8 protein-coding genes are annotated in these 11,778 nt (G+C 46.7%); 5 read left to right on the top strand and 3 right to left on the bottom strand.

Annotated features, from left to right (window positions below):
* Positions 1-45 precede the first annotated feature (45 nt).
* On the bottom strand, positions 46-873 hold the full coding sequence (locus AC5I6P_RS20870) for a nucleotidyltransferase domain-containing protein (RefSeq protein ID WP_495695686.1): 828 nt from the start codon (positions 871-873) through the stop codon (positions 46-48).
* A gap of 257 nt (positions 874-1,130) precedes the next feature.
* Complete coding sequence (gene blaOXA, locus AC5I6P_RS20875; RefSeq protein ID WP_495695687.1) at positions 1,131-2,000, bottom strand: class D beta-lactamase; 870 nt, start codon at positions 1,998-2,000, stop codon at positions 1,131-1,133.
* A gap of 769 nt (positions 2,001-2,769) precedes the next feature.
* On the opposite strand from blaOXA, the gene AC5I6P_RS20880 reads away from it, so the two are divergent.
* From AC5I6P_RS20880 to AC5I6P_RS20900, 5 genes are read left to right on the top strand one after another with little or no spacing between them, the layout of a single operon-like run.
* Positions 2,770-3,639, top strand: coding sequence for an alpha/beta hydrolase (locus AC5I6P_RS20880; protein ID WP_495695688.1), 870 nt, complete (start codon positions 2,770-2,772; stop codon positions 3,637-3,639).
* 42 nt (positions 3,640-3,681) lie between these two features.
* Positions 3,682-5,592: an AMP-dependent synthetase/ligase gene (locus AC5I6P_RS20885; RefSeq protein WP_495695689.1), complete on the top strand. Its 1,911-nt coding sequence runs from the start codon at positions 3,682-3,684 to the stop codon at positions 5,590-5,592.
* A gap of 49 nt (positions 5,593-5,641) precedes the next feature.
* Complete coding sequence (locus AC5I6P_RS20890; RefSeq protein WP_495695690.1) at positions 5,642-7,888, top strand: 3-hydroxyacyl-CoA dehydrogenase/enoyl-CoA hydratase family protein; 2,247 nt, start codon at positions 5,642-5,644, stop codon at positions 7,886-7,888.
* 10 nt (positions 7,889-7,898) lie between these two features.
* Positions 7,899-9,086, top strand: coding sequence for a thiolase family protein (locus tag AC5I6P_RS20895; protein WP_495695691.1), 1,188 nt, complete (start codon positions 7,899-7,901; stop codon positions 9,084-9,086).
* Between the two features lie 11 nt (positions 9,087-9,097).
* Entirely contained in the window at positions 9,098-11,497 is a 2,400-nt protein-coding gene (locus AC5I6P_RS20900; protein WP_495695692.1) for an acyl-CoA dehydrogenase, read from the top strand.
* A gap of 12 nt (positions 11,498-11,509) precedes the next feature.
* Here AC5I6P_RS20900 and AC5I6P_RS20905 read toward each other — a convergent pair.
* Positions 11,510-11,778, bottom strand: a 269-nt coding sequence (locus tag AC5I6P_RS20905) for a hypothetical protein (RefSeq protein WP_495695693.1), incomplete at its 5' end; no start/stop codon positions are given.

Below are 11,778 nucleotides of genomic sequence, written 5' to 3' on the forward strand. Positions count from 1 at the left end.
GAATTCACCGTCCTCACTAGCTTTCCAGCTTCTTAGTTTTGTCAGTCAAGCAGGGATTGCTGCTGAAGTATCCACTTGAGGCATATGAATCTTCACAAGCTCTACGGTTTCTCGAACCAATGCTTCAAGTTCATTAACCGCTACAGGAGCTTCATGACGAAACAAGTTTTCGAGACGAGAGGCAAGATTTTCAGGGGCAATCTCCATTTGCTCAATAAATCTGCTCATTCGCTTGAACTGAAATGTTGAGTAATATAGGTGGTTCAATCCAGACAACACACCGAGAAGATTTTGGGCTGATTCAACCAGAATTTGGTAGTACCAGAGCGTCGTGTCCCGTTTGGCAAGCTTTTCCTGCATTCCCCAAATTGCGAAAAACTTGAGATAATGCTCGACCATCGTTTGCGCGAGTCCATCCGGATAATTTGCGACTTTGGCTTTCCACTGCTGAATCAGCGCTTCGCCGTATAACGGAATGCCAATCAATGTTCCATACAGCATTTTCACGATCGGAGATGGAACGTCAAACCTCTCCAAGACGGTTGACATTTCCTTTTCCCATTGTGCGATCGTCGCATGAGCAAACTGAAATTCAATCCCGTCCATCAGGAAACTTTCCCCAAATGCACCGTTTCGTCGATCGCCTAAAATCCCAATCAACTCTGAACCCTGATTTTGCTGGCGCGCAAGGTGCAACTCCTCTTCAGAAGGCAATTCGTCGTAATAAAGCATTACATCGCAATCCGAGTATTCATCGCATAGCCCTTCTGCGACGGAGCCTGTAACCATGACAGCTTTCGTTTTTGGGTTGGCGATGTACGCTTTGACATTGCGTTTTGCTAATTCCAACAAGTACTGAGTTCTATCAGTCATGGATAGTTGTGACTTGGGTAAAGGTATACATCTATGATGCAGCACCGAATTGTGCCAGCTAACGACTATTTAGACTGAAAGTTTTTGCCTAAGATCTTAGATGGGTAGATGGACAGAAAACTTTCAGTTTTATCTATTCAGTCTATTTATACTAAAAGAAGCGATCTTCTTCATCGTTCAACAAGCGATCGCTCTGAACTTTAGCAGAAGCGATCGCTCTAACAACTCGCTTTACTTGTTACCAGTACCTTCACTGACTACAGCACAGCAAGCTCTTTGAAACAACGACGTGTTAATTCCATTCGAGCAGATGGATCTTTCTTGTTACGAATATCGATGTTAGTGGCATAGAAGTAAACATTCTTACCTTTTTCTAAGTAACCAACTAACCAACCAATTTGCGGTGTTACGTCGCCCACAAAACCAACCCAACCTGTCTTACCTCTGATTGTGTAGTCTGGGGTTTGCTCCATAATCATCATGTCTTTGACCATCGAGAGCGATCGCTTGGAGAAGGGCAATTCATTATTGTAAAAACGACGGAGAAACTGAATCTGCTCTTGAGGTGTAATTCTCAGTTCTCCCTCTAACCAGAATTTATCAATATCATCCTGACTGCCAATTTTTTGGTTGCCGTATTTCACTTGAGTGACCCATTTCTGCATCTGGTCATATCCCACTCGACGCGCTAAAACTTGGTAAAACCAGTAAGCAGAAAGCTTGATTGCCTCTCTCATGTTCAAGTCTCGGTTCCATTCAGGCAGCTTTCTTTGAATTCCATCCCACGTTAGAACCGCGATGTCGTTTGAAATAACTCCTGTTTCCAAAGCAATCAAAGAATTCAAGATCTTGAAGGTGGACGCAGGTAAAAAAGCCGTTGTGTTTCGTTGTGGGTTGTGTTGAAAGATGCGATCGTTGTTCAAGTCATAGATCAGAATTGAACCTTCAACCCCTAGCTCTCGAAAGTGCTGCGCAAAATCAATGTTTTGGGCAACGTCTACACGAGTTGGAGACTCAATCGCTGAATTCTTGATTGTTGCTGCTGATTGCACGGTCTGAAACAAGATAGTGGCAATGCAACACGATGTAACGAAAACCATCACGGCAAAACGAACGATTCGATTCATAGGCTTCTACAAGTAGCGAGATGATAGACAGCCTTGAACTACACGAATAGGCTCTCGATTTGCGGAACTTGAGATGCATCGTCTCGCGACTGTAGTTATTTTGCCGCGTTGATCACGCTGCTGAAAAAGCCGATCGTAGTATCTGCCTCAGGTTTGGCTCTGTGACTTACTCATCATTGTGACGTATCGAACTGCTGTAGAACCGTTGCTTTAGCGTTGACTGGGCGATCGCAAAGTTAAACGTGGAATCCTAAAAGCGTTTTTAATAAGCCAAGGAGAGGTACTGGTCGAGATCGCTTTGGCACTGGGCAATTCCTGAACAAAGATGCAAATCGAAACTTTAAGACTTGAACTAATGCTCTTAGAATCAAAGACTTTTTGCTGTCCTGTAGATTCTGGTGTATGAGAAAAGGCGAGGAAAACTTAGAGTATTCTTTCGCTAAAATACTTCTTTCTTATTCATTTCGATTGTTAAAAATTGACTCAAAAACTTGATGCTCGCTTTCAAACTTACTAAAGTGAGATAAGGATTCTGCTACCGATCTGGAGGAATGTTGATAGTGCAGAAAGCCAACTGCAATCGACGCTACAGCCATTCAAGCTGAATTATTGAGGCAATTTATCTACCGGAATTAATTGCTCTTGTATTCTCTTAATAAGAAAAGTCTATTCATCGCTAATTACTAACATTAGTAACTAGCGATCGCGCCTCATCGCTTTTCACTTCACCTACAAAAGAAAAGCGAACTGTGCAATAAGGAAAAAAACTATGAAGCATCGAGAAGGAACCCTTCAAGGATTGAAAGGGACAACGCTCTATTACCAAAGTTGGCACCCCGAAGAACCGAGTCAGGCCGTCGTGACACTGGTGCATGGCCTGGGCGGGCATAGCGGTGTCTTTCAAAATGCAGTGGAGTATTTGGTGCCACAAGGCTATGAGGTCTATGCCCTCGATTTACGGGGGCATGGACGTTCGACTGGACAACGAGGATATATCAATGCTTGGGCGGAGTTTCGAGAAGACTTACGCCTCTTTTTACGCTTTGTGCGGACTCAGCGAACCAGTTGCCCGATGATCCTGTGGGGACATAGTTTAGGCGGAACGATCGTGCTGGATTATGTCCTGCGATCGCCCCACGAAATCCAGGGATTAATCGCTACAGCCCCTGCTCTGGGCAAGGTTAATATTTCTCCAGTGAGGCTAACAATCGGGCGGCTTCTCTCTCGGATTGCACCTCGATTTAGTCTGAAGCTCAAGATTCCCACCAATCTAGGATCGCGCGATCCGCAAATTGCCGCCTCCTATTTAGTCGATCCACTACGCCACGAATACGGTAGTGCTCGTCTAGCCACCGAGTATTTTGCAACCGTTCGCTGGATTTATAGCCATGCTTCTGAGCTGCAGATTCCGCTGTTAATTATGCATGGAAGTAGCGATCGCGTTACGTTACCCGAAGGCAGTCGAGCATTTTTTCAACGAGTCATCTTCCCGGATAAAGAGCATCGCGAATATCCGGGCAACTACCATGATCTTTATGTTGATTCCGATTACGAGGAAGTGTTTTCGGATTTAGAAGACTGGTTAGAAAGACACTTAATTGGTGCAGAGACTTGTCAGCCATTTATCAATGAAGCCTAACTCACCTACGGAGGAGAAGAATCACTATTCTTCTTACGAACGATGTTTAGTGCCAAAAGAATTCATCAACTTGAGCAAAGGATTCGGGTTTCTCCATTGGAGCATACATTACCTGCGTTGCTAGATGAAGCTTGTCGCCTCCGCCCAAATACTGCTGCCTTCAATCAATCTATAGAAGCAGGATGGCGATCGCTCTCAAACTCGGCGTTCCAAGCTAAGACTGAGGCATTAGCGTTAGGATTGCTGAATTTGGGGTTGGAGCGGGGTGATCGTGTTGCATTGTTGATTCGGAGTGATGTGAACTTTGCGATCGCAGATATGAGTTGCCTGTTAGCAGGGTTAGTCGATGTGCCGATTGACTTAACTCAAACGTTGGAAAATATTGTTTTTGTCTTACAACACAGTGAGGCAAAAGCCTTCATTGTTGCCAATTTAGAAGTGCTACAACAGGTTCTACCTTATCTAGACCAAGCTTCAAATCTTGAGCATATTATCTTGGTGGAAGCTCCAGCCAATTCGGTCACGCATCCGCACAAAATTTATTCATTGGATCACGTCAGAGCCGCAGGACAAGCTCAGCATTCTGCAAGTCAGGTTGATGCTCTGCGAGCAGCACTTTCCCCCCATGATCTAGCCACACTCGTTTATGTGCCTGGAACAGATGGACAGTTGCTGGGCGTCATGCTAACCCATGAAAATCTTTCAGGGAATGCCTTAGCAGCATTTGGAAGTCTATCTCGACTGCAATGGGGAATGCAGGAAATTGCGCTTTCGTTTCTGCCCTTAACCCATGTGTTTGCACGATGCTTAATCTATGGTCACATCTACTATGGTCACACGATTTACTTTTCTAATCCTAATCGTGTTCTAAAACATCTTAAAGAAGTTAAACCAACCATTTTCGCTTCGGTTCCCTTACTCTTAGAAAAAATCTACAGTAAAACGCTAGAGCAAGCGAATAACTTACCGTCCAAGAGATCGCGACTGGCGTTTGCCTTAGCGTTATGGCTTGCCAAACGGTATAAGCTAGGATATCCAACTTGGGGAATTTATGCACTGTTGCTCAAACTTGCAGATCGATTCGTGTGGTCGCCGTGGCGATCGCTATTTGGGAATCGTCTGAAATATTTGCTCTGTGGAGGTGCAGCCTTAAAGCCGGAATTAGCAAATGTGTTTGCCGCAGCAGGCGTTGAGATTTTTCAGGGCTATGGATTGACGCAGGCGAGTGCAGTGGTCTGTTGTAATCGCGATCGCGCCAATCGGGCTGGGTCAGTTGGACGCTTGATTGAAGGAGTAGAGGTTGCGATCGCGCCCGATCACGAAATCCTCGTTCGAGGGGCTTACGTCACTCCGGGTTACTACAAAAATCCAGCAGCAACTGAGGCGGCGATCGACGAGCAAGGCTGGCTGCATACAGGCGATTTAGGTGCTTTAACGAAGGATGGGTTTCTGCAAATTACAGGACTGAAGAAAGCCCTCTTCAAGCTTTCAACGGGAAAGTATGTTGCACCTCAGCCGATTGAGGCTCGATTGGAGGATTCGCCGTTGGTCAAACAAGCGATCGTGGTGGGTGCAGATCAGAAGTTTTGTGGAGCACTCATTGTTCCAGATATTGGGGCTTTGCGGGAGTTGAAACTGGGCTTACCAGAAGAGGCTTTGCTGAAGCATCCGTGTGTGCTGTCGTTGTATCAAGCGATCGTCGATGAGGCGAATTGTCATCAGCCTTATTGGGCAAGCGTGAAACGATTTCGGCTCCTAAGTTCTAATGAATCTATTAATCGTCATGAGATCGCAAGCGTATTGGCTAAGGAGATCAGTCTCTTATACACTGGAGATAGAACAACGCCACAAGATTCGTCAGAGTTTGATCTTCAAGAAATAGAATGTCCAATCATTCCCACTAAAGCTTGTCCAACCTTTGCTCAATCTCTCAATCTCTCAATTCTCAATTAACCTCTCAATCCTCAATTAACGACCTCATTGAAGGGAGGATTTTAGAATTATGCTGAAGCCATTCCGAACTGTTGCTGTTCTAGGTGCTGGCGTAATGGGAAGCCAAATCGCCGCACATCTCGCCAATGCAGGTTTAACAGTTCACCTACTCGATGTCGCTGCTACTACTGGGCGAAAGAATGATCTCGTTGAAACGGCCTTTAAAAAAGCCCTCAAACTGTCCCCGCCGATCTTTTTTACAGAGAAAACGGCTCGACGGGTCACTCTAGGCAACTTCGATGAGCATTTTGATCGGCTGAGCGGAGTCGATTGGGTGATTGAGGCCGTTGTTGAGAATTTACAGATTAAGCAACAGTTAATGCAACGCTTAGAAGCAATCATTCAACCTGAGACGATTGTTTCGACAAACACTAGTGGCTTACCAATTCATTTGGTTGCTCAAGGCCGCTCAGATTCTTTTCGTCAGCGCTTTTTAGGCACTCATTTCTTTAATCCACCTCGCTATCTTAAACTGCTGGAACTGATTCCTACTCAAGACACTGATCCAGATGTGCTCAATCGAATGAAATGGTTTGGCGAGTTGTATCTAGGCAAAGGCGTTGTGATTGCCAAAGATACTCCCAACTTCATTGCGAATCGGATTGGTATGTTTGTCACTCTGCTGGGCATAAAAGCATGGACAGAACAAGGCTATTCGATTGAAGAAATTGATACCTTAACTGGAACCCTAATCGGTAGACCTAAATCGGCAACGTTTCGGACAGTAGATTTAGTCGGGCTAGATACGCTGATGTATGTTGCGGATCATCTTTATCAAGCTGCCCCAGAAGATGAGCACCGCGATGTTTTTCGAGTTCCTGACGTGCTGCGTAAGATGGTTGCAACGGGAACGCTCGGCGCGAAAAGTGGACAAGGATTCTACAAAAAACAAAAATCTCAAATTTTGTCTGTGAATCCGAAAACGTTTGCCTATGAACCTGCTCAGCCGTTGGATTTAGAGGAAATTAAGCAATTTGAAACCTTGCCTTTGCGCGAGCGCATCCAGTCCTTGTATCAAGTTCCTGGACGTGCAGGCGATTTTTTCCGTCAAACTACATTAGCGATGCTGAATTACAGCGCCCATCGAATTCCTGAAATTGCTGACAATCCTCAAGATATCGATCGCGCGATGCGCTGGGGCTTTGGCTGGGAAATCGGGCCTTTTGAACTCTGGAATGCGCTGGGATTTGAAACCGTGTTAGCCGATATGAAAGCCGCTAACATGACGGTGCCTGAATGGGTACAAAAGCCATTTTATGAAACGACTCCAGCAACTTCTAAACAACCAATTTGGCAGAATTCTGAAGCTGCTTTGTTAGATGTGGGTGATGGAGTTCTGTTATACGAATTCCGTTCTAAAGGAAACACATTAAGCAACAAGGTTTTAGAAGGTTTCGCTAGTGTTTTAGAAATTCTAGAGACTAGGGATTACAAAGGCTTAGTGATTGGAAACGACAGCGCTCATTTCTCGGGAGGGGCAAATCTAGCAGAAATGGCAATGATGGCACAGACCGGGAATTTTGATGCGATCGCAACCCTAATTGTGGAATTTCAATCGCTTCTACAGCGCATTCGCTACTTCCCGAAGCCCATTGTTGCTGCAATTCAAGGGCGTGTGTTGGGTGGCGGATGTGAATTGGTGATGGCGTGTCCGCAGGTGGTTGCTGCTGCTGAAACGTACATTGGCTTAGTCGAGGTCGGCGTTGGATTGATTCCCGGCGCAGGCGGAATTATGCGAATGGTTAGCCGCGCGGCTGAACGGGCTGCAACGGACTCCACTAGTCATATTCAGCCTTTCTTGAGAACGGCGTTTGAAACGATCGCAACTGCCAAAGTTTCAACGAGTGCTTACGAAGCCAAAGAACTGGGATTCTTGCCCTGTGATACGCGGATTCTCATGAGTGGAGAGCGGCGATTAGAAATTGCCAAAGCCGAGGTGTTACACCTCGATCAGATTGGTTACGTTCCTCCCCCTAAGAACGATTCCATTATGGTGCTGGGTCGTCCAGGTAGAGCGGTGTTGGAACAAATCGCTTACGTCTTCCAGCAATGCGGATTTGCCAGTGAGTACGATCGCTATCTTGCAACCCGTCTCGCTTATGTGATGACAGGCGGAGAACTTTCTGCCCCTGCTTTGGTTTCTGAAGATTATTTACTGCAACTAGAACGCGAATCCTTCTTGCCCCTCTTGAGCCAACCGAAGACCCAAGATCGAATTGTACACATGCTGAAAACGAAAAAGCCGCTACGGAATTGAGGGTAAAGCCATGATGATGCAAAATGCTTACATTGTGAGTAGTGTTAGAACTGCGATCGCGAAAGCACCACGCGGAAAACTTCGGAATATGCGCTCGGATAATCTGGGCGCGACCGCCGTGGAAGCTGCGCTTGAACGAGTTCCAGATCTCGATCCAAATGACGTTGATGATGTGGTGTTTGGATGTGCGTTTCCTGAAGCGGAACAGGGATTTAATTTAGGACGGGTAATTGCTCAACGGGCAGGATTGCCAGATTCTGTTGCAGGCGCTACGGTGAACCGATTTTGCGCCTCGGGACTGCAAGCGATCGCCCTCGCCAATCAAGCGATCGCCACTGGACAATCGGACGTTATGATTGCGGGTGGTGCCGAATCGATGAGTCTGATTCCAATGGGCGGGCATGATCTGTTGCCCAATCCAGAATTGATTGCCGAAACGCCAAAAGTCTATTGCACGATGGGAATGACCGCTGAAAATGTGGCGCACCTGTATGAGATCTCTCGGGCAGATCAAGATGCATTTGCCTTGCGATCGCATCAACGCGCGATCGCGGCTACCCAAGCTGGACGATTCAATGATGAACTGATCCGAGTCAACCTTCACGAAACGCTGTATCTCGATGGCAAACCGCAACCTGTAGAAACGATTCTACAAACTGATGAAGGGCCTCGAACAGATACAAGTTTGGAGGCGCTAGCTCATTTACCTGCTGTGTTCAGAGTTGGCGGCAGCGTGACAGCAGGGAATTCTTCTCAAACCTCAGATGGTGCGGCGGCAACCATTCTGGTGAGCGAAGCCAAACTGAAAGAATTCAAGCTGCAGCCATTAGGACGGCTGCTAGGATTTGCAGTTGCAGGCGTGCCCCCGGAAATTATGGGAATTGGTCCTGTTGCCGCTGTTCCAAAGGTTTTACATCAAGTCGGACTCAGTTTAGACGATATCGGATTGATTGAGTTGAATGAGGCATTTGCAGCGCAATCGTTAGCCGTAATCCGTAAGCTAGGACTCAATGAGGAAATCGTGAATGTGAATGGAGGTGCGATCGCATTAGGACATCCATTAGGTTGCACCGGAGCCAGAGTAACAGCAACGTTGTTGCATGAGATGAAGCGTCGGGGGGTGCGATATGGGTTGGCGACGATGTGTGTCGGCGGTGGGATGGGTGCCGCTGCTGTGTTTGAGAACCTGATGATGTAAGGAGTCTCATCATGATTTTCTTATCATTGACGATTCTGATCATGGGTCTATTGCTATTGGGATATTTTGGCGCACCATTATGGCTTTGGTCGTTGTATGGTGCGAGTGTACTGCTAACAGTACAAGCGTCCTTCTGGCTCTGGGCAATTTATGGCAGTGTTGCGCTCATTCTTAACGTCCCTTGGTTGCGTCGGAACCTGTTGACTGCGCCACTGATGCAGGTCATCCAACCGCCGAAAATTTCTGAAACAGAACGCGCCGCTATTAACGCTGGAACAGTTTGGGTCGAAGGAGAATTCTTCTCAGGTGTGCCTAACTTCAACCGCATCAATCACGAACCTTATCCAGCCGTGTCGCCTGAATTGCAAACTTTTCTGGATGGTCCTGTGGAGCAAGTTTGTCGCATGGCGACAGATTGGGAAATCCATCGCCGCAAAGATTTACCTGCGGATGTGTGGCGTTATCTCAAACAGGAACGATTCTTCGGCATGATGATTCCAACCCAATACGATGGCTTGGGATTCTCGAACCTTGCCTACAGCAGTGTGATGATGAAACTTGCCTCGCGATCGTTTATCCACACCGCAACGGTCGGTGTTACAAACTCGCTAGGCCCAGCTAAGCTATTACTCCATTACGGTACTGAAGCACAAAAAGATCACTACTTGCCACGACTTGCACGGGGAGAAGAAATTCCTTGTTTTGCCTTGACTGAACCCACGGCTGGATCAGATGCGGCAAGTATTACATCTAAAGGGATTGTGTTTCGAGGAGAAGACGGAAAGCTATATCTGAGGTTAAACTTCCGAAAACGCTACATTACACTAGGCGCGATCGCAACTCTAATCGGGCTCGCAGTCAAGCTATCTGATCCAGAGAATCTATTGGGCAAAGGCGAAGACGTTGGCATTACCTGTGTACTCGTTCCATCCAACACACCTGGCCTGATCTTAGGCAAACGTCATGACCCAATGGGCGTACCGTTTTACAATTCTCCAGTGGAAGGACGTGATGTTGTTGTTTCGGTCGATCAAATTATTGGAGGCGTAGAACAAGCCGGACAAGGCTGGAAAATGCTCATGCAAAGTTTAGCGGCAGGACGAGGCATTAGTTTTCCAGCAAGTTGTACTGGCGTTGCTAAGTTAGTTGCCCGAGTAACAGGTGCCCATGCCAAAGTTAGAAAACAATTTGGCTTATCAATCGGTCGATTTGAGGGCATTGAAGAACCGTTAGCCCGAATTGGCGGACTCACGTATCTCCTGGATGCGGCTCGGATCTATACGGCTAGCGCCGTGGATCAAGGTGAAAAACCTGCGGTGGTCTCTGCGATCGCTAAATATCAATTCACTGAAATCACCCGAAAACTCGTCAACGATGGCATGGATATTCTAGGTGGTTCAGGCATCTCTCGTGGACCGAGGAATCTACTTGCGAACTTCTACACCGCAATGCCGATTCCGATTACCGTTGAAGGTTCCAATATTCTGACGCGAACATTGATGATCTTTGGGCAAGGGGTGATTCGGTGTCATCCTTATCTCTACGAGGAAGTAAAGGCGATTGAAGCAAACGATGCGATCGCATTCGATCAAGTGTTATGGAATCACATTGGATTGATTGTGAGAAACGGTTTCCGAACGGTTCTACTAGGCTTGTCTCGTGGTCATCTAGCACGGGTAGCCATCAGTCCAACCGCTCGCTACTATCAAAAACTAGCTTGGGCATCTACAACCTTTGCTTTTCTCACAGACCTGATGCTGTTAGGGTTTGGAGGCTCACTGAAGCGACACGAGAAACTTACAGGAAGATTAGCAGATTGGGTGTCATGGATGTATCTGGGAACTGCAACGCTACGGCGATTTGAAGCTGAAGGATGTAAGCCAGAAGATCTCATTTTCGTGCATTGGGCAATGCAATATAGTTTTGCGCAAATTCAGCAAGCGTTAGAAGGCATCTTGGGTAATTTACCCATTCCCCTGCTCCTGAGCTTTGTAAGATTGAATCCGTTCGGTGGTCTTCCGTCCGATCAGCTTGGAAGTCAGGTTGCACAAGCACTGCAAATTCCTGGAGAAGGGCGCGATCGCTTAACCTCTGGCATTTACGTTCCGACTCATCCTGATGAAGCTTTAGGACGACTAGAGCAAGCTTTAACGCTTTCTAATCAAGCTGAGCATCTCGTTAAAACAGTGATGACAGCGAGCCGCGCGGGTCAATTGCCTCCAGGCAAACTAGAGGACTTAATTGCCTTGGCACTCAACGCTGAAATAATTTCTGATGCGGAGGCTGAACTGATTCGGGCAGCAGAATCTGCGCGATTGGATGCAATTCAGGTTGATGCGTTTACTTTGCAAGAATATTACGGCAGCGAATTACCTGCACCGAATTTTTCAAAAGTTTTCATGCAGAAATAATGGTATGTCAACTTAACCCTTTAACCCTGAAGTAAAAAATTGTCCTGGTTCTACCCAGTTCGCGATCTTTTGCTCATGTAATCCCGTCATTACCTCTCTTAAGCGCAAATATTCAACTTGCGCACTCCGATTAAGCCTACGCCTCGGGTGAAGTGAAGCGCTATGGCTGGAAAAACGATTTGCGTTTCCGTCCATTTTCTGCGGCAACAGCACAATAAGCGATAGCCGGCGTTGCATAATGGAGAGATGGATAAGGTGATTCTCTGCAGTGCCCGGAATGC

Source organism: Myxacorys sp., assembly GCF_059501405.1.